Genomic DNA, 19,740 nt, shown 5'->3' on the forward strand with positions numbered 1-19,740 from the left:
GTTACTCTCCTTTTAATGCATGTTCGAGTACTTGGTCCATCGTAGCGACCGGAATGAATCGAATCCCATCTCGAACGGTTTCTGGAATCTCATCGATATCGCGCGTATTGTCTTGTGGCATTAAAATCGTCGTCAATCCTGCACGATGTGCCGCGAGCGATTTCTCTTTTAGACCACCGATTGGTAAGACACGACCACGTAACGTGATTTCGCCTGTCATTCCGACGTCGCGCCGGACTGGACGTTTCGTCAGAGCAGAAATCAAGGCTGTCGCAATCGTAATCCCAGCTGACGGGCCATCTTTCGGTACGGCGCCTTCCGGTACGTGGATGTGAATATCCTGTGTTTCATAGAAATTCGGGTCAATTCCAACTGCTTCAGCGTTCGCTCGTACGAAGCTGTATGCTGTCTGAGCCGACTCTTGCATGACGTCACCAAGTTTACCCGTTAATTGCAATTTTCCTTTACCTGGCGCAAGACTGACTTCAATCGTCAGTGTGTCGCCCCCAAATGCAGTATACGCTAAACCGGTCACCGCGCCAATCGTATCTTCTAATTCTCCTTGACCATACCGGTAGATCGGCTTCCCTAAGAAGTCTGGTAAATTCCGTTTCGTCACCGTGACACGTTTCTTTTCACCCATCGCGATTTGTTTCGCCGCCTTACGACAAAGCGACCCTAACACACGTTCCAAGTTCCGGACACCGGCTTCTCGTGTATACCGTCGGACGACTTCCTCGAGCGCGTCCGGTTTGACTGTTAATTGACTCTTTTTCAAGCCGTGTTCTTTGATTTGTTTCGATAGCAAGTGACGGACCGCAATTTGTGCTTTCTCTTGCTCCGTATAACCACCGATTTGAATCAATTCCATCCGGTCAAGTAAAGGTCCTGGAATGTTCGAGACATCATTCGCCGTTGCGATGAATAACACGTTCGATAAATCGAACGGCTCTTCGATATAGTGATCAGAAAAGCTATTGTTTTGCTCAGGATCGAGCACTTCAAGCATCGCAGACGATGGATCCCCACGGAAATCATTCGACATCTTATCGATTTCGTCGAGTAGGAAGACCGGATTGTTCGTACCTGCTTGTTTCAGTCCACGAATGATTCGTCCCGGCATCGCTCCGATATAGGTCCGGCGATGGCCGCGGATCTCTGCTTCATCTCGTACACCACCAAGCGATACACGGACGAACTTCCGTTCAAGAGCGGTCGCGATGGAACGTGCAAGTGAAGTCTTCCCGACCCCCGGAGGACCTGCGAGACATAGAATCGGTCCACGTAACGAATCCGTCAATTGACGGACAGCTAAATACTCGAGAATCCGTTCTTTTACTTTTTCGAGACCGTAGTGATCTTCATCGAGTTGTTCTGACGCCGCTTCGACGTTCAAGAAATCATCCGTCGCCTCATTCCATGGAAGCGAGAAGAACCATTCCAAGTAATTTCGAATGACACCATGTTCCGGACTCGTCGCCGGTACGACGGCTAACCGATTGATTTCTTTTTCAACGTTTGCAACGGCGGTGTCTGATAAATCGAGCATCGCTAGCTGTTCTTTATACTTCACAGCATCACTTTCAGCAGAAACTGCTTCCCCTCCGAGTTCTTGTTGAATCGTTTTCAACTGTTCCCGAAGGTAATAGTCACGTTGGGATTGTTCAATCGTTTTTTTCGTCCGTTCCCGCATTTCTCGCTCTAGCTCAACGACTTCATACTCATGCTTCATGACATCGAGCAACATCAAGCCCCGCTCGACCGGATCATTTTCTTCTAGGAATTCTTGTTTTTTTGCAAGTTCAATCGGCAATTTCGACGTGATGTAATCCGTCAAAGAATCCAGGCGTTCATACGTTTCAAAACGACGTCGTTCGTCTGTCCCGATGCCTTTGATACGGGATACGAGTTGACCGAATTGTTCTTTAATCAAGCGGACGAGCGCCTCTTGTTTTGCACCTTTGATATCAATTTTCTCAATCGGTTCGATGACTGCTTGATACCCTTCATCCGTTTCACTGACTTGTTCAATCCGAACACGTTCCTTACCGATGACGCGGACGCGGACCGTATCATTGCCAAGCTCACTCATCTTCGCGATTTGGACAAGTGTTCCGATCGTATGCAGTCCGTCAACCGATGGTTCTGCTTCTGGATCGCGTTGCGTCACGACGACCAAATCAATTTCATGTTCCTTTGAAGCGAGTAATGCTTTTAGTGAAACTGGTCGACCAACATCAATCGTCAAGCCGATTAATGGATAGGCGACGACGCCACGAAGTGGTAAAAGTGGATATTGTTTTGTCTTCATCAAATTCCTCCTAAACAAAAAAGGCTCGGAAAGGCGTACAAGTAGCCTCCGAGCCGATTTGTCACGGTGTTACGCCGTTTCTTTTTCTTTACCTTGTTCAATTGTACCATCTTTCAACTCAAGCGTTGGACCACGCTTACCAGTCAACGTTTCAGCTGTAATGATGACTTTTGCGATATCTTCACGTGATGGTATTTCGAACATGATTTCAAGCATCGTTTCCTCGATGATCGAACGTAAACCACGTGCGCCGGTTTTCCGTTTGATTGCGAGTTTCGCGATTTCAATTAGTCCTTCATCTGTGAAGTCGAGTTCGACATCATCAAGTTGAAGCATTTTTTTATATTGTTTGACTAACGCATTTTTAGGTTTCGTCAAGATTTGGACGAGTGCATCCTCATCGAGTGGTTCGAGTGTCGCCATGACTGGCAGACGACCGATGAACTCGGGGATTAGTCCGAACTTTTGGAGATCCTCTGGTAATGCGGCAGCAAGAATTTCTTTTTGCGTAAAGTTACGGTTTTCAGAGTCATTTCCGAATCCGATGACTTTTTTACCAAGACGACGTTTAATCGATTGGTCGATTCCATCAAATGCTCCACCGACGATGAAAAGAATATTCGTCGTATCGATTTGAATGAATTCTTGATGTGGATGTTTACGTCCACCTTGTGGCGGTACGCTCGCAACTGTTCCTTCTAGGATTTTAAGAAGTGCTTGTTGCACCCCTTCCCCTGATACATCACGTGTGATGGAAGGATTTTCAGATTTACGGGCAATTTTATCAATCTCATCAATATAGATGATTCCTTTTTCTGCTTTCTCGACATCGTAATCAGCAGCTTGAATGAGTTTCAAGAGGATGTTTTCAACATCTTCCCCAACATATCCAGCTTCCGTTAAACTTGTCGCATCCGCAATCGCGAAAGGAACATTTAAGATACGTGCCATTGTTTGTGCAAGAAGTGTCTTACCACTACCTGTTGGTCCAATCATGACGATGTTAGATTTAGAAAGCTCGACATCATCTGCCCGACCACCGGCGTTGATTCGTTTGTAATGATTGTACATTGCGACAGACAAAGACTTTTTGGCTTTCTCTTGACCGATGACATAATCATTTAATGTCTCACGAATTTCATGCGGTTTTGGTACGTTCTTTAGTTCGACTTCTTCTTCTGTACCAAGTTCCTCTTCAACGATTTCATTGCAGAGTTCGATACATTCATCGCAAATGTAAACGCCAGGTCCAGCAACAAGTTTGCGCACTTGCTCTTGTGTCTTTCCGCAGAAAGAACATTTTAGCTGACCTTTCTCTTCGTTAAATTTAAACATAAAGGTCCACCCCTTTAACGTGGAAGTTGTATAGATACGTTTCGCATCCAATCTCACGTTTTACTATTAATGATTGTAGCACGAACAAGGAAAGTCTTTCAAATCTTGGACGAGCGTTTTACAGTTTGATTTGAAGATTTTGATAATGTTTGTCCTTGTTTGACCTATCGTACAAAAAAAACGACTTCAAGACCAGAAATAGGTCTTGAAATCGTTTAGTTAAGTTTAAAAACTTATTTCGTTTTAGCATTATCAACGAGAACGTCGATTGCTTTACGGAACTGAAGATCACCTTTAAGCGTGTCGAGACCACCTTGTGGTGCGAGCATCGTTTCAAGTTGATCAGCAGGGATGTTGTAGAGTTCAGACATCGATTGAAGTTCAGCTTGCGCTTCTTCTTCGTTCACTTCGATGTTTTCATCTGCAACAATTTGTTTCAGAACGAGACGTGCTTTAACACGTTCTTCTGCTTGTTCTTTCATTTCAGTACGCATCGCTTCTTCTGTCGTTCCAGTTAACTGGAAGTACATGTCAAGTTCGATACCTTGTGATTGAATGCGTTGTGTGAATTCTTGGACCATACGCTCAACTTCGTTGTCAACCATAACTGCAGGAAGATCAACTGTCGCGTTTTTAGTCGCTGCTTCAACCAACTCATCACGCATTGAAGCATCAGCTTCTTGTTTACGTGTGTTTTCAAGACGTGTACGGATTTTTGTTTTCAACTCATCAAGAGAAGAAACTTCTTCGTCCATTTCTTTAGCGAACTCATCTGTCAATTCAGGGAGTTCTTGTGCTTTAACTTCGTGGATTGTTACTTTGAATACGACTGGTTTACCAGCGAGTGATGCTTCATGGTACTCTTCTGGGAAAGTAACGTCGATATCTTTTTGCTCACCAGTTTTCAGACCGACCATTTGCTCTTCGAATCCTGGAATGAAGTTTCCTGAACCGATGACGAGTGAATAGTTTTCAGCAGTTCCGCCGTCGAATTGGTTGTCCCCATCAAAACCTGCGAAGTCGAATACGACTGTGTCGCCATTTTCGATGACGCCGTCTTCTTTTACGACGAGCTCTGCTCCACGCTCTTGCATTGTTTTGAGTTCAGCATCGACATCTTCGTCAGTAACGTCAGTTTCGACAGCTGTGTACTCAAGACCTTTGTACTCACCGAGAGTTGCTTCAGGTTCGATGACGAACGTGATTTTAAACTCAACTGGTTTTCCTTTTTCGAGTGTTTCAACGTCGATGTTTTCAAGCGCGATTGGCTCGATACCTGATTCGACGACAGCACCTTCGATTGTATCTTGATACAAGATATCAAGAGCATCTTGATAAAGTGCTTCTTCACCGTACATTTTGTTAAACATTGTGCGTGGCATTTTTCCTTTACGGAAACCAGGTGTGTTCAAAGTCTTAACGACTTTCTTGAACGCTTGGTCTACCGCTTTATCAAATGCTTCAGCAGGCGCTTCATACGTGAGAACGCCGAGGCTACCTGATTGTTTTTCCCATTTTGCAGTCATGCTGAGTCCCTCCAAAATTGTCAATTAGCGTACATGTGTGTACAACAAGTCACATTATAGCACATCCATTCCGAGCATTACCACTGTTGAACGAATGGATTCCTCGCATTTCCTATATCGCCGTCTTCTCGTACGCTTTTCCCTCTTCTAACATCTGATGAGCACTATCGTATAAGTCACGCGCAAGTGCCCCGAGTTCTTTTTCGGGCACATCACGTTCGAACGTCATTCCAGCGAGTGCATCAAGCGTTTCAATCATCTCGACCGGGTCCATATCGAATAAATCGACTTCCTGATCGAGGTAGAGCATTTGATGCCAGGACAACATTAATAGCGCTCGAAAAGGATCGAGCCGTCTTAAGCTAAATAAAACTTCTTGCACTCCTAGCAGTTGCGCCTGCTGTTGTTCCAACCGTCTACGTAGCTGCTCGGCGGAATCGAATGTCACGTCAAGCTGCAAACGTTCGATTCGAAGCGTTAAAGGAAAACATGAGTCGTCCGTCATTAATTGCAATAATAACGTATGAAGGACGATCAAACTTTGTTGTCTTACGTCCTCGCCGATTGCATAAGAGGTGCAAAGATACCGTCTCAATTCAGGCGCCTTTTCAAGCGTCAGTCCACGTAACTGCTCGAATTGTTGTTCGTACGTTCCTGTTTGAAAAACGTTTATCCATTCCGCTTCCGACTTCCCGACCGATTTCCGCGTTAAAAACGATTCGTCCGAACGTGCTTCCTTGTCTGGTTCCGTTTGCCGTCCAAGCATTGATGCCGCTTCCTCCAACTTAACTGCTAGACCGTATGGTAAGTATGGTGAGGCTGTCCGAAGCGCGACACGAAGCGGGTATGCCTGTCCATGCTCAAAGAGGAAGAGCGCAAGCACTTGCTCAACTCCTTCGACTGTCAAAAACGATTCCGCCATTTTGATGAAGCGTTCTCGTTCTTCTTTACTCTCAGAAAAAGCATCTTGCATCGTATATACCCTATACAAAATGTCGTCATCACTCATCGCCACGTCATCGAGTCGCTTCATCCGTTCATCTCGCTCGACCCTCGTCATCCGTGCGAGTCGCATCCGTTCCTGTTCCAGTGGTCGTTCCATCCAACGGGATTCACTCATGCGCTCTCCTCCTCTACCAATCATTCTTATTTTGTGAAGGGATCGAGTCGTTCCGTCCAACTAGATATTGCGTCTTGCAGTCGTTGTCCTTGTTCGACTCCAAGCTGATTCAACGTATCAAGCGAGACGTCCGTCTCAAGAAGACGTGTCATCGACTCTGATTGATCGACATACTGCTTTAACTTATCACTCAAACTCTTTAGTTCGGCCGGCGGACTGTCGAGACTAGACAGACGTTCGTCGATTTGATCGAGCTCTTTCTCTAATTTTTGAACCGTCTCATCATTTTTCAGCTTTTCCATTTGTTGATCCAGTGTTTGTTCTGGATTTGCCGATTCGCGTGCCTTCTCCGCTGCTTGATCGAGCTTAGCCGAGAGCTCTGACGTGACACGTGATGTATCTTTCGCAATTGTTTGTAGTTCCGCTGCATAATCAACATTATTTTTCACTTCGACGACTTGTTGTTTTGCGTCGTCGACCGTATTCGTTATTTCGCTACAACCAGCTAGAGCAACTGTCAGAAGGAGGATTCCACCGATTCGTTTCCTCATTGTCCACATCCCCTTTTTAAGTTCATGATACCTTGATTATAATCGAAAATCATAATAAAAAAAAGAGACCGCCCTCGTAAGGGCAGTCTCTATTTTAATTATAGCGTCCCAAGAGGGATTCGAACCCCCGACCGACGCCTTAGAAGGGCGTTGCTCTATCCAGCTGAGCTATTGGGACGTGTCAACACGAATAAACTATACTAAAACAATTCTTTCGTGTCAATCACATTACAAAAAATCTTTTCTTAAAGCGTGCCTTCTAAATGTAAAGCATTAATCTGTTCACCTGTCAGATCGTAAAAATCAACGGAATACGCATCTTCTTCAAGCGTCAAAATCGCATACGTTTTTTCAGGACGGTGTCGCGGCATACGAATCGAACCCGGATTGATGAAGAGTTTACCATCCTTTTGTTCCGCTTTCGCCACGTGCGAATGACCATACAACACGACCTGTGCTGCTTTTTGATCCGCATGATGGACTAATTGATCGAGGCTGTATTTCACGTCTTGACGATGACCATGGACACATAATAGATTGACTGCGCCAAAAGGCTCAAGTACCTCATCGGCAAAGTCGTTACCATAATCACAATTCCCTTTAACGACACGATAGGGATATAATGATTCGTCCATCCGTGTCAACTGTGAGTCTCCACAATGATACGCAACCTCTGCTTCCGGATGGCGTTCGACGATTGTCAGAAGTTCCGATTCGAGACCATGGCTATCACTAACGATTAACGCTTTCATCGTTGATCACTCTCCTAAAAAAGTAGTCAGTGCTAATTCAAGTTTTTTCAACGCATTCCCGCGATGACTAATCGCCGCTTTCTCATCTTTTGTTAACTCGGCGGCCGTTTGATTTCGAGATGGGACGATGAACAAAGGATCATAACCGAAACCATGCTCACCTTTCGCTTCGAATCCGATGAGACCTTCCATCGTACCGCTTACAGTCAACGTCTCCCCAGAAGGTTTTGCAAGTGACAATGCACAGACGAAGCGCGCTGTCCGCTCTTCGATTGATCGATTGCCCAATTTCTCGAGCAACAATGCATTATTCGCTGCATCTGATTTTTCTAGACCTGCAAAACGCGCTGAGTAGACACCAGGCGCCCCGTCGAGCGCGTCGACTTCGAGTCCCGAGTCGTCGGCAAGAACCGCGTGACCGAAGTAAGCAGCTGCTTCTTTCGCTTTCAGTTCAGCATTTTCTTCAAAAGTTACACCCGTTTCGTCCGTCTCAGGTGCAGCTTCGTAATCCAGTAGAGAAGATACGTCATAACCTAGTTTCCCGAGCATCGCTTCGAGTTCTTTCACTTTCCCGGCATTGCGGGTCGCGACGATGATTTTCATCGGTTTTCCCCCACTTCTTCTCCAACATACCACCACGAAGCACCTAATGCGTCTTGACCGGCACGCAGGAGTTCTTCAATACCCTTTTCCCCAAGTTCGAGCATATCGAGCATTTCACGTTTCGAAAATGTCGCCTCTTCACCTGTCGCCTGCATCTCGACGATTTTCCCGGAAGAGGTCATGACTAAGTTCAAATCAACATCGGCTGCAGCATCCTCTTCATAACAGAGATCGAGGAGCAACTCTTGACCGACCTTTCCAATCGAGACGGCTGCGATTCCTTCTTTGATTGGTGTATCCGTCAGTTTCCCGCTTTGAATCAGACCGTCTACTGCGAGGACGAGGGCAAGAAAACCGCCTGTGATCGCAGCCGTTCTCGTTCCGCCATCCGCCTGAATGACATCACAATCAATCCAGACCGTTCGTTCACCTAGTTTTTCTAAGTCGACGACAGCACGTAACGCCCGACTGATCAAACGCTGGATTTCCATCGTCCGACCTGTCTGTTTACCACGGACCGACTCGCGCGCTGTCCGTTGCGCCGTCGCACGTGGTAACATCGCATATTCCGCATTGATCCAGCCATGACGTTTCCCCCGTAAAAAGGGTGGGACTTTCTCTTCGACCGTTGCCGTACACAAGACCCGCGTGTCTCCGACTGCGATCATGATGGAACCTTCCGCATGTTTATTCACGTTCGTCTCAAACGCAATCGCACGCATCATCGTAGATTCTCGTTGATCGATTCTCATGTCGTTTCCTCCGTTCCGAGTACTAATCGTTTTGCTTGGATTGGTTGACTCAACCAATCGGTCGCGATCCGTTCAAAGGAACGCGTGTCACCTGTCGCATGATACACATGTTCCGGTATAAAATCATTTCCTGCTGCAATTCCATTGTAGTCGAGGAGAGCCGCGACTTCGAGCGCCGTCTCGTCTCCTGAAGAAATTAATTGGACGTCTGGTCCGATGACTCGTCCAATGACATCTGCGAGCAGCGGATAATGGGTACACCCTAAAATCAACGTGTCCATGTCGTACGAAAGCAATGGACGTAATGTATTGGCGACGACACGTTCGACGTAAGCACCTGTCGTCTGTGAGGACTCGACGAGCGGGACGAACGGTGGACAAGCGAGTGACTCGACGACGACTTGGCCCTCGACGTGCCGCAATGCCTTTTCGTAGGAGTTGCTCTCGACCGTCATCTTCGTCCCGATGACACCGATTCGTTTCGATCGCGTTACCTTGACTGCCGCCCGTGCTCCTGGGTCGATGACGCCAATGACTGGAATCGTCAATTTTTCCCGTGCTTCTTTCAGGACGACTGCCGTCGCTGTATTACAGGCGATGACAATCAGTTTGACATCCTGCGCGACAAGATAATCAATCATCTCCCATGTAAATTGCCGGATTTCTTCTTCCGGTCGTGGTCCATAGGGACAGCGTAATGTATCCCCGACATATATGATTTGTTCATGAGGAAGCTGCCGCATCAGCTCACGCGCGACCGTCAAGCCGCCGACCCCAGAATCTAATACTCCAATTGGTTTGTTCACGTCATATCTCACCTTCCTATCCTCTATGGTAACAAAAAAGGACGACGGTGCAAGACCGGCGTCCGAGAATGTAGATAAAAGGATTACTGAGCAAGACCTTCGCTTGTCAGCATGTCTGAAAGAGTCGTGATTGCTTCAGAAGCATCGTCACCGTTTGCAACGATTTTGATGTCTGAATCTTTAGCGATACCGAGTGAAAGTACACCCATGATCGACTTAAGGTTAACAGTCTTTCCGTTGTACTCCAAGTTGATATCTGATTGGAATTTTGAAGCTGTGTTGACAAGTTGTGTTGCAGGACGAGCATGAATGCCTGAATCTGCGATGACTTTGAATGTTTTTTCCATGATTAAGAAATCTCCCTCCACTAATAACGTACTAGTGAGTCGTTTTCGAATATGTGAACTCATTATCAAATGATAACGGATTCGAATCGATTCTGCAAGGAATTTTTATAGGCTTCATCCCATGGAAAAGCATTCCCAGCACGATCGATTTGTACCATCGATGTTCGTCCTGTAAACATCAGTTGCTCTTCGTCATCGAATGCCGCGTAATGGACGTCACACGAGGCTTTTCCGACTTGAACAGGATAGGCGTAGACTGCAAGCCGCGTCCGTGGATAAACTTGGCGGATGTAGTTACACTGCGCATCCGCGACGACGACGATTCCGTCATCTGCTAACGAGTAGCCTGTCTCTTCAAGCATCAACGTCCGGACATCCTCAAAATAGACGAACGGGACTCGATTGTTCATATGACCGTAGGCATCCGTCTCAGCGAAGCGAACCGCAACATCGAGTCTCGTCCCGTGTTTCATTTGACTTAACCACCCATCTAAATCTTCGATATAACTAGGTACACGCACGTAAATTCCCTCCTGAATATAAAAAGAAGGAGCAGCGCCCCTTCTTTTTTATGAATTAATTGCTAACCGCTTCTCCTGTACGACCTTCGTCGCTACCGAAGAATTTTTTGAACGAGTGTAATGTCGTCTGACGGTTCATTGCCGCAATCGATGTCGTAAGCGGAATCCCTTTCGGGCAGACCTCAACACAGTTTTGTGCATTACCGCATTGCATGATGCCGCCATCTTCCATCAATGCTTCCAGGCGCTCTTCTTTATGATAGGCACCTGTCGGGTGTGAGTTGAAGAGACGAACTTGTGAGATCGACGCTGGTCCGATGAAGTTCGAACGGTCATTGACGTTCGGACATGCTTCAAGACAAACGCCACACGTCATACATTTTGAAAGTTCATACGCCCATTGTCGTTTGTTCTCTGGCATCCGTGGTCCTGGACCAAGGTCATACGTCCCATCGATCGGAACCCATGCTTTTACTTTTTTGAGTGCGTCAAACATCCGTTGACGGTCAACTTGTAAGTCGCGCACAATCGGGAACGTCTGCATCGGTTGCAAACGAATCGGTTGTTCGAGCTTATCGACGAGCGCTGTACATGATTGACGTGGTGTCCCGTTGATGACCATCGAACACGCCCCGCATACTTCTTCAAGACAACCCATGTCCCAGTTGATCGGTGTCGTTTTTTCGCCTGCCGCATTGACAGGATTCCGGCGAATCTCCATCAATGCTGAAATGACGTTCATGTTCGGACGATACGGGACTTCGAAAGCTTCATCATAGGCTTTTCCGTCTGGTCCATCCTGACGTTGCACGATGAACTGAACCGGTTTTTGTTTTGTTTCTTGTTCGAGTGGTGTCGCCATTATGCTTTCACCTCTTTCTTCGACTTCTTGCTGTAGTCGCGTTTGCGTGGTGGAATCAGTGATGTATCGACTTCTTCGTAATAGATTTCAGGATGACCGTTTGTATAACGTGCCATCGTCGTTTTTAAGAACCGCTCATCATCACGCTCTGGGAAGTCTGGCTTGTAGTGGGCACCACGACTCTCGTCACGTTGAAGGGCACCGAGTGTGATCGCTTCCGCTAAATCAAGCATGTGATCGAGCTGACGGATGAAGGATGCGCCCTGGTTACTCCAGCGTGCCGTATCCGTCGCCGAGATCCGCGTGAAACGTTCCCGTAATTCTTTAATCTTCGTCAACGTCTGTTCGAGCTTATCGTTATACCGGACAACGGTTACGTTATCCGTCATGACTTCACCGAGCTCACGGTGGATTTGATACGCATTTTCTGTCCCTTCCATCGCCAAGATATCATTGAATCGATCGATTTCAGCGATTTTATGCGCTTCAACGACCTCTTCCGGCATATCATGGACAGAAGTTTCAAGTTCGTTCATATAGGCAATCGCTGCTGGACCCGCAACCATTCCGCCATAAACGGCAGAGAGAAGTGAGTTCGCACCGAGACGGTTTCCACCGTGCATCGAGTAATCACACTCACCAGACGCGAACAATCCTGGGATGTTCGTCATTTGATCGTAATCGACCCATAATCCACCCATCGAGTAATGGACGGCCGGGAAGATTTTCATCGGTACTTTCCGTGGATCGTCACCAACGAACTTCTCATAAATTTCTAAGATACCGCCGAGTTTGACATCAAGCTCTTTTGCGTCTTTGTGTGAGAGATCGAGATACACCATGTTCTCCCCGTTGACACCAAGCTTTTGATTGACACAGACATCAAAGATTTCACGTGTCGCGATATCACGCGGGACGAGGTTTCCGTATGCCGGATATTTTTCTTCGAGGAAGTACCACGGTTTCCCGTCTTTATACGTCCAGACACGTCCGCCTTCACCACGTGCCGATTCGCTCATCAGACGGAGCTTATCGTCACCAGGAATCGCTGTCGGGTGAATCTGGATGAACTCACCGTTCGCATAAATCGCACCTTGCCGGTAAACAGCCGCTGCCGCTTGTCCCGTATTGATGACCGAGTTCGTTGATTTACCGAAGATGACACCGGGTCCACCCGTCGCTAAGATGACCGAATCCGCTGCGAATGCTTCGATTTCCATCGAACGTAGATTTTGACACACCGCACCACGACAAATCCCTTCTTCATCAATGACTGCGCGAAGGAATTCCCATCCTTCATATTTTTCTACCAAACCTTGCGCTTCAAACTTACGTACTTGCTCATCAAGTGCGTACAGTAATTGTTGTCCTGTCGTTGCTCCCGCATAAGCCGTCCGGTGATGGAGTGTTCCTCCGAAACGCCGGAAGTCGAGTAAGCCTTCCGGTGTCCGGTTAAACATGACGCCCATCCGGTCGAACATATGAATGATTTTCGGAGCCGCTTCTGTCATTTTTTGAACAGGCGGTTGGTTCGCGAGGAAGTCGCCACCATACACCGTATCATCTAAATGCTGGTAGGGTGAGTCACCCTCCCCTTTTGTATTGACCGCACCGTTGATGCCGCCTTGGGCACATACGGAGTGTGATCGTTTAACGGGTACGAGTGAGAATAACTTTACTGGTACTCCTTGTTCTGCTGCTTTTATCGTAGCCATCAACCCGGCAAGCCCTCCACCGATGATGACAAGATTTTTGTTCGCCATGTTGTCAGTTCCCCTTTCCTTACAACACGCCTGCAAACGTTAAAATCGAGCGTACGCCTACAAACGATAAACCGATGAATACGAGGGCCGCCACATAAGACATCGCGCGTTGAGACGCTGGTGACTGTGTGATTCCCCATGTGATGCAGAACGTCCAAAGTCCGTTCGCAAGGTGGAATGTCGTCGCTAGAATCCCGACGATATAAAACGTGAGCATGAATCCGTTATCGACGATGTTTTGCATCATGCTTGCATTAACTTCCGTCCCCATTGCTGCCGCAATCCGCGTTTCCCAGACATGCCATGTAATGAACACGACGAGGAAGACACCTGTGAAGCGTTGTAAGACATACATCCAGTTCCGGAAGTATGTATAACGTCCTGTGTTCGCGGAACCTGTGAATGCGATGTAAACACCGTAGACACCATGTAAAATGATGGGTATGAAGATGACAAACACTTCTAGAAACAGTCGATACGGAACGTTCCCCACGAATTCCGCAGCCTTATTGAAGTCTTCCTCCCCTCGAACGATGAAATAGTTCGTCGTAAGATGAGAAAGTAAAAATAACCCGATTGGAATGACGCCGAGCAGTGAGTGTATTTTACGACTCACGAAATCACGATGATTCGCCATCCAAATCCCCCCTTTTGTTTGCCAATCAAACGTTGGCGCATTTTGGTAGAAAAGCGCTTTCATAAGGAAATTCGTCTTTTCATCACTTATTCTACTCCTGTCCTTTTTATAAGACAACCCGAGCCGTTGCATTTAACTGCAAATAACTGCAAATTTTTTTAGGAAAACAATGACCATCGAGAATTAGCTCGCTATAATAGTTTCAGAGATAGGAGTGAATCATCATGGAATCAACACCAAACACCGCGTCAACATTCGGCATCGAACTGATCCGCGATTACGTGTTAAGCGATCTACTCGGTAACGATTATCGTCAAGTCATCTACTGGGCAGGTAAGCGACTTGCCCGGCAATTCCCCGTGTTGGACGAGGACGAATTAATTCCTTTTTTCGTAGAGGCCGGTTGGGGTACCCTCTCCCTTACGAAAAAAAAGGGGACGACTTTTTCTTTTGAACTTTTACCACCGGAATCAACTAAAGCCGAGCGACCGACCGGCTATTTTCAACTTGAGGCAGGCTTTTTAGCCGAACAGGTTGCCAAGTTGAACGGATTTGTCGCTGAAGGATATGCTGAGATGGGGAAAGAGTGCGTACATATTACCATCCAATTCGATCCGAAAGATCCTCTTGATCGTTCGAACTGATACGTGTTTCTCTAAGACGATTCGTGTTAGCATGAAACTTTTTTCGTCACGTAATCGTATAAAGTAGTCGATCATATATTCGAGGAGGAATTACGATGTTCAAGAAATTAGCAGCAGACTTAACAGGATTCAGCGATATCGGTCAAGTCATTCATCCGGACGATTTTGATAAAGCCGCCGCCGACGATTACGTGCTCCATGAGGACGGCGAAAAAATTTATTTTTTAATCAAATCCAAAAGTGATGAGTACTGCTTTACGAATTTAGCATTGATTCACCTCGACGGGGAAAGCGCCGTCAGTTCAAAGCGTGTCCTCTATCGCTATCCATACGCCCATTATCCGATTCGTCATGTCATGTTCGAAACAGCAGGAACGGTCGACTTAGATGTCGAGATCAAATTCGAAATCGGCGGAAAGCATTACTCGATCGACGTCGATAAAAAACAGCTCGAACATGTCAAAGACCTTTATAAAGCACTTCTTGCGATTGCTGAAAAGCAATATGAAGGACAAAAGATGCTCGAGTTCGCCAATAACTCGCTCAATCATTCCGTGACGATTCTCGGTGGCATCCGGCAAGCTGAAATGGATGTTCCACAAGCCTTTAAAGCATTATCACAAGAATCGTTTGATTGGTTAGAAGGACATTACCACCGTTGGAACCAAAAAGACTTCGGAGCGTTTTACGAAAAATATATCAACAACTAATTTCGTTAACGTAGAGCAACGCATCTTCAGATTCTAATACACACCAGTAGGGGACCTCCGTCAATCGGAAGTCCCCTACTTTCATTCTTCATTTTCTTGACTCAAATATTCCGCGACCGATTCAGCCAATTTTACAGGTAGACCGGCTTCCGTCAACTGTTCGATGTTCGCTTTCTTTAAGCTGCGCATCGAACCGAAATGGCGAATCAACTGCTGACGGCGTTTTGGGCCGACACCCGGTATGTCATCGAGTACCGAGCGGGTCATCCCTTTCGAACGTAATGATCGGTGGAAGGTGATTGCAAAACGGTGAACTTCATCTTGCATGCGCTGGAGAAGATAAAAGGCACTCGAGCGCGGATGGAGTTCAATCAGTTGCCCACCTTCACCGAATAATAGTTGGCTCGTCCGGTGTTTATCATCTTTTTTGAGCGAACCGACAGGTAAATCCAAACCGAGCTCGTCTTGAATGACTTCCAGCGCTGCATTCAATTGTCCGAGACCCCCATCAATCAACACTAAATCGGGAAGACGTGCCCCTTCTAGCAATAAGCGACGATAACGACGACGGACGATTTCGCGCATTGATTCATAATCATCCGGTCCCTTGACCGTCTTAATCTTAAATTTACGATACTCTTTTTTAAGCGGCTTTCCGTCTTCGAACACGACGAGCGCCGAAACGGCGTCCGCCCCTTGGATATTGGCATTATCGATGATTTCAATTCGCGATAACGGATGAACATCAATCGCGTCAGCCAGTTCCTGGACTGCCTGGACCGTTTTCTTTTCATCACGCGCAATCAATTCAAACCGTTCTCCAATTGCGTTTTCGGCATTCTTCGTCGCTAGATCGAGTAACTTCCGCTTCGATCCACGCACCGGTACATGAACGCGAATTCCAATCGCCTCTTTCAATAACAGTTGGTTGACGAGTGGCGGAACATACATCTCGCTCGGTTTGATATTCTTTTCGTAGAACTGAACGATGAAACTTTCTAATTCTTCCGCGGGTGTCCCGTAAATCGGGAACAGAGACACATCTCGTTCAATCATTTTCCCTCCCCGTAAGAAAAAGACCTGGACACACATCCACCCTTTGTCGACGTAAATTCCAAAAACGTCACGGGACGTCAAATCTGCCGTAATCATGTTCTGTTTGTTCATGATGGAGTCGATGGCGCGGATTTGATCACGTAGTTCGCCTGCCCGTTCAAATTCCATCGCTTCTGCCGCTTCGCCCATCTTCGTCTGTAAAGATGCGACGAGCTCTTTTGTTTCTCCCGATAAAAAACGACGGATTTCTGAGACGAGTTCTTTCTGTTCCGTCTCTAAACCCTGAATTTCGCACGGTCCAAGACATTGTCCGATGTGGTAATAGAGACAAAGCTTCTTCGGCATCGGCTGACACTTACGTAGCGGATAAAGGCGGTCAAGCAGACGCTTCGTCTCATTAGCGGCATACGCATTCGGATAAGGTCCGAAATAATGTCCTCCATCTTTTTTTAACTTCCGGGTCGTAATCAGCCGCGGATACGTTTCATTCGTAATTTTTAGGTACGGATAGGACTTATCATCTTTTAACATGATGTTGTATTTCGGATCATGTTTTTTAATCAGCGTCATCTCGAGGAGTAACGCTTCGAGTTCGCTCCCTGTGATGATATATTCAAAATCACGGATATCCGCGACAAGTCGTTCTGTTTTCAAATCATGCGCTCCTGTAAAATAGGACCGGACCCGATTCTTTAGATTTTTGGCTTTTCCGACATAAATGACTTCTCCAAATTCATTTTTATGCAAATAACAACCTGGTTCGTCAGGTAAGAGGGATAGTTTCGCCTTGATATGTTCTTGATGGCTCACAAAAATGTCTCCTTCCACCGTTTTTAGTTTTGCCTTATAGGGTAAACATCTTACAACGATTATGACACATGGAGGATAAAATATGCGTACATATGATTGCATTATAATTGGAACAGGCTCTGCTGGGAATCAAGCAGCTTATAAATTCGTCGAGAAAGGACTTCGCGTCGCGATAATCGAAAATTTCACTCCAGGTGGAACATGCGCTCAACGTGGATGTGATGCAAAAAAAATTCTTTTGACTGGCAGTGAAACGAAAGATGCTGTCGAGAGATTGCTCGGTTATGGTCTTAAAGGACTCATTTCCATCGATTGGCGTCAATTGATGGAACGAAAAAATGAATATACACGTGCCATCCCGGAACAAACACGTGCGCGTTATGACGAAATCGGAATCGACTATTTCCACGGTGAACCCCGATTCCTCTCGAAAGAACGGATCGTAGTCGATGACACTGAACTCGAAGCGAAACACTTTTTGATTGCCACTGGCTTGCGACCACGCGAATTGTCGATTCCAGGAAGCGAACGCTTCTTGACGAGCAATGAATTTTTAGAATTACGAGATGTCCCGCGGCGCCTTGTCTGCATCGGCGGCGGATATATTTCATTCGAGTTCGCACACCTCGCCCGCATCGCCGGGGCAGAAGTCACGATCGTGTTACGGTCCCGTCCTTTAAAACAGTTTGAACAGGAACTTGTCGAAGTGTTGCTCGAAGCGACTCAAGCACTCGGGATTAAAATCGTGCATAGTGCAGAAGCTGTCTCCTATCATGGCACGACGCTTCAACTATCAAATGATACGACGGTCGAAACCGATGTCGTCTTAAATGCTACCGGTCGTGTCGCGAGCGTCGACCAGCTCGACCTAGAAAAAGCAGGTGTCGAATACGAAGAAAAAGGCATCCATGTCAATGAATACCTCCAGTCGTCTACTTCAAACATCTTTGCTGCAGGTGATGTCGCGCTCAGTGGCAACCCCGCCTTAACCCCGTTCGCAGGAACCGAAGGGAGTCTTGCGGCACATAACATGATTGAAGGACCTTCTCGAAAACTAGAGTTATTACCGGTGCCGAGCGTCGTCTTTACTGCACCGAACGTCACGCAAGTCGGGAAAACGGAAGCGGCTTTGAAAAAAGCTAACATATCCTATCGCGGTCACTTGATCGATACCTCTTCCTGGCAGACGAATGTCCGCATCAAAGATCCCTTCGCGCGTGCTAAAGTACTGATTGGTGACGATGATCAAATTCTCGGCGCTCACTTCATCGGGGTTCACGCCGCTGAACTTGCGAACTATTTTTCATTCGCAATGCAACACCGGATTCCAAGTTCCGCCTTGCAACAAACGAGTTTCGCTTATCCGACACCCGCTTCCGATATTTCTTCGTTACTCGTTGATTAAATTTTTGTCAGGAGGTTCCGATGATTCGTTACGGCTATACGATCCTTTACATTGATGACCCCAAACAGACATTGATGTTTTATCATGAAATATTAGGTCTACCAATCAAAGCGCAGCATGGAAGTTATGTCGAATTTGACACAGGCACGACGACACTCGCCTTTAATACGAAAGAAGATGTACGAACGCTGATTGCGTACGACATCCCGGACAAGACCGGACCGCAGTCACTCGAAATCGGATTCGTTACTGATGATGTTAAGGGCGTATACGAACGAATCACCGTAGCAGGATTCCCTTCAATCCTCGCTCCAACGGTTAAACCGTGGGGACAAACCGTCGCTTATGTACTTGACCCGGACGGTCACCTCGTCGAGCTTTGTTCACCGATGTCTTGACAATGCGCCGTTAGACAATCGTCAGCGACATCTTTCGGCGGGATCGTCCCACTCGTTTAAACGAACGACCAAAAGAGTGCCTCCGTAGTTCAGGAGGCACTCTTTTTGCGGCGTATGGACAAACTCTTATGAAGCTACAGCAAAGCTGCAGGGTCGCGACAGCTTGCAATCTAAAGCATCTGTAAGCATGAGTTTCCTTCACGGTATGACCTAAAAAGCGTCACGTTTCGTTGACTCCTACGGGAAAAGTGCGTTTTCAACGCACGTTCAGAGGCAGGCAAGACCCTGCTCGTTGTCCGTGAGGACCAAGGAGCAACGGCTTGCGCCTCGCCCGAGGAAAGCAACGAAAAAAGACGCTTGATTTTCCGATATCACGTTGTTTACAGTCTGAAAAGAGAGTGCCTCCGTATTTCAGGAGGCACTCTCTTTTTTATGAAACATTCAACGAATTAGTTTGATTCAACGAATTCTTTTAATGCATCTTTAGGCATGAAGCCCATTGTTTTATTAACCGGCTCACCGTCTTTGAAGAGAACGAGTGTCGGGATACTTTGTACTTGGAACGCACCAGCAATTTCCGGGTTAGCGTCGACATCAACTTTAACGATTGTTACGTCTTGCATATCTGCATCGAGTTCTTCGAGAACTGGAGCGAGCATACGGCAAGGTCCGCACCAAGTTGCCCAAAAGTCAACGAGGACGAGTCCTTTTTGTGTATCTTCTTTAAATGATTGGCTAGTTGCGTGTACGATTGCCATGAAATATTACCCCCTAAATTTTAGATTCATTTCATGTTTGCTACAGCAAAAGTGAAATCAACCTGTTTACTGA

The 19,740-nt window shown here is 46.7% G+C and carries 20 protein-coding genes and 1 tRNA gene; 4 read left to right on the forward strand and 17 right to left on the reverse strand.

Annotated features, from left to right (window positions below):
- Position 1: 1 nt before the first annotated feature.
- From lon to KNP88_RS03010, 15 genes are all read right to left on the reverse strand, one after another.
- Complete coding sequence (gene lon / locus KNP88_RS02940) at positions 2-2,311, reverse strand: endopeptidase La (protein WP_214845205.1); 2,310 nt, start codon at positions 2,309-2,311, stop codon at positions 2-4.
- A gap of 69 nt (positions 2,312-2,380) precedes the next feature.
- Complete coding sequence (gene clpX / locus KNP88_RS02945; RefSeq protein WP_088837558.1) at positions 2,381-3,646, reverse strand: ATP-dependent protease ATP-binding subunit ClpX; 1,266 nt, start codon at positions 3,644-3,646, stop codon at positions 2,381-2,383.
- A 233-nt stretch (positions 3,647-3,879) separates the two neighbouring features.
- Entirely contained in the window at positions 3,880-5,172 is a 1,293-nt protein-coding gene (gene tig / locus KNP88_RS02950) for a trigger factor (RefSeq protein WP_088837559.1), read from the reverse strand.
- A gap of 112 nt (positions 5,173-5,284) precedes the next feature.
- Complete coding sequence (locus tag KNP88_RS02955) at positions 5,285-6,292, reverse strand: hypothetical protein (protein ID WP_214892214.1); 1,008 nt, start codon at positions 6,290-6,292, stop codon at positions 5,285-5,287.
- Positions 6,293-6,318: 26 nt separating this feature from the next.
- On the reverse strand, positions 6,319-6,843 hold the full coding sequence (locus KNP88_RS02960; RefSeq protein ID WP_235195165.1) for a hypothetical protein: 525 nt from the start codon (positions 6,841-6,843) through the stop codon (positions 6,319-6,321).
- A 104-nt stretch (positions 6,844-6,947) separates the two neighbouring features.
- Positions 6,948-7,021: transfer RNA gene (locus KNP88_RS02965), tRNA-Arg, on the reverse strand.
- 67 nt (positions 7,022-7,088) lie between these two features.
- Positions 7,089-7,595, reverse strand: coding sequence for a metallophosphoesterase family protein (locus KNP88_RS02970; protein ID WP_088837562.1), 507 nt, complete (start codon positions 7,593-7,595; stop codon positions 7,089-7,091).
- A gap of 6 nt (positions 7,596-7,601) precedes the next feature.
- The gene (locus KNP88_RS02975; protein ID WP_214845211.1) at positions 7,602-8,198 is read right to left on the reverse strand and encodes an XTP/dITP diphosphatase; all 597 of its coding nucleotides are present in this window, start codon (positions 8,196-8,198) and stop codon (positions 7,602-7,604) included.
- A complete protein-coding gene (rph, locus tag KNP88_RS02980; protein ID WP_214845212.1) occupies positions 8,195-8,950 on the reverse strand; it encodes a ribonuclease PH in 756 nt (251 codons plus the stop codon). Before rph ends, KNP88_RS02975 begins: the two co-directional genes overlap by 4 nt.
- Positions 8,947-9,756 (reverse strand): glutamate racemase, encoded by an 810-nt coding sequence (gene racE, locus KNP88_RS02985; RefSeq protein ID WP_214766522.1) that lies wholly within the window; start codon positions 9,754-9,756, stop codon positions 8,947-8,949. Before racE ends, rph begins: the two co-directional genes overlap by 4 nt.
- 83 nt (positions 9,757-9,839) lie before the next feature.
- Positions 9,840-10,103 carry a phosphocarrier protein HPr gene (locus KNP88_RS02990; protein WP_012371023.1) on the reverse strand — a complete coding sequence of 88 codons (264 nt, stop codon included), beginning with the start codon at positions 10,101-10,103 and terminating at the stop codon, positions 9,840-9,842.
- 65 nt (positions 10,104-10,168) lie between these two features.
- Entirely contained in the window at positions 10,169-10,624 is a 456-nt protein-coding gene (locus KNP88_RS02995) for an acyl-CoA thioesterase (RefSeq protein WP_214766524.1), read from the reverse strand.
- A gap of 55 nt (positions 10,625-10,679) precedes the next feature.
- Positions 10,680-11,486 (reverse strand): succinate dehydrogenase iron-sulfur subunit, encoded by an 807-nt coding sequence (gene sdhB / locus KNP88_RS03000; protein WP_088837567.1) that lies wholly within the window; start codon positions 11,484-11,486, stop codon positions 10,680-10,682.
- Positions 11,486-13,249 carry a succinate dehydrogenase flavoprotein subunit gene (gene sdhA, locus KNP88_RS03005; RefSeq protein ID WP_159173051.1) on the reverse strand — a complete coding sequence of 588 codons (1,764 nt, stop codon included), beginning with the start codon at positions 13,247-13,249 and terminating at the stop codon, positions 11,486-11,488. The genes sdhB and sdhA overlap by 1 nt, the downstream gene beginning before the upstream one ends.
- A gap of 19 nt (positions 13,250-13,268) precedes the next feature.
- Positions 13,269-13,886 (reverse strand): succinate dehydrogenase cytochrome b558 subunit, encoded by a 618-nt coding sequence (locus tag KNP88_RS03010; RefSeq protein WP_029331096.1) that lies wholly within the window; start codon positions 13,884-13,886, stop codon positions 13,269-13,271.
- A 224-nt stretch (positions 13,887-14,110) separates the two neighbouring features.
- On the opposite strand from KNP88_RS03010, the gene KNP88_RS03015 reads away from it, so the two are divergent.
- Together KNP88_RS03015 and KNP88_RS03020 are read left to right on the forward strand one after the other, a co-directional pair.
- Positions 14,111-14,530, forward strand: a complete 420-nt coding sequence (locus KNP88_RS03015; protein ID WP_214845213.1) for a YslB family protein — start codon at positions 14,111-14,113, stop codon at positions 14,528-14,530.
- A gap of 95 nt (positions 14,531-14,625) precedes the next feature.
- Positions 14,626-15,240 (forward strand): PH domain-containing protein, encoded by a 615-nt coding sequence (locus KNP88_RS03020; RefSeq protein ID WP_088837570.1) that lies wholly within the window; start codon positions 14,626-14,628, stop codon positions 15,238-15,240.
- Between the two features lie 81 nt (positions 15,241-15,321).
- Here the strand turns inward: KNP88_RS03020 and uvrC are convergent, their stop codons facing one another.
- A complete protein-coding gene (gene uvrC, locus KNP88_RS03025; protein WP_214766530.1) occupies positions 15,322-17,106 on the reverse strand; it encodes an excinuclease ABC subunit UvrC in 1,785 nt (594 codons plus the stop codon).
- Between the two features lie 82 nt (positions 17,107-17,188).
- Here uvrC and KNP88_RS03030 point away from each other — a divergent pair, with 82 nt between their 5' ends.
- Complete coding sequence (locus KNP88_RS03030; RefSeq protein WP_214892215.1) at positions 17,189-18,511, forward strand: dihydrolipoyl dehydrogenase family protein; 1,323 nt, start codon at positions 17,189-17,191, stop codon at positions 18,509-18,511.
- Between the two features lie 20 nt (positions 18,512-18,531).
- On the forward strand, positions 18,532-18,909 hold the full coding sequence (locus KNP88_RS03035; RefSeq protein ID WP_214892216.1) for a VOC family protein: 378 nt from the start codon (positions 18,532-18,534) through the stop codon (positions 18,907-18,909).
- A 449-nt stretch (positions 18,910-19,358) separates the two neighbouring features.
- Here KNP88_RS03035 and trxA read toward each other — a convergent pair whose 3' ends face one another.
- On the reverse strand, positions 19,359-19,667 hold the full coding sequence (gene trxA, locus KNP88_RS03040) for a thioredoxin (RefSeq protein WP_029331102.1): 309 nt from the start codon (positions 19,665-19,667) through the stop codon (positions 19,359-19,361).
- Between the last annotated feature and the right edge of the window lie 73 nt (positions 19,668-19,740).

Origin of the sequence: Exiguobacterium sp. H66 (assembly GCF_018618705.1) — a bacterium.
Taxonomy (GTDB): domain Bacteria; phylum Bacillota; class Bacilli; order Exiguobacteriales; family Exiguobacteriaceae; genus Exiguobacterium_A; species Exiguobacterium_A oxidotolerans.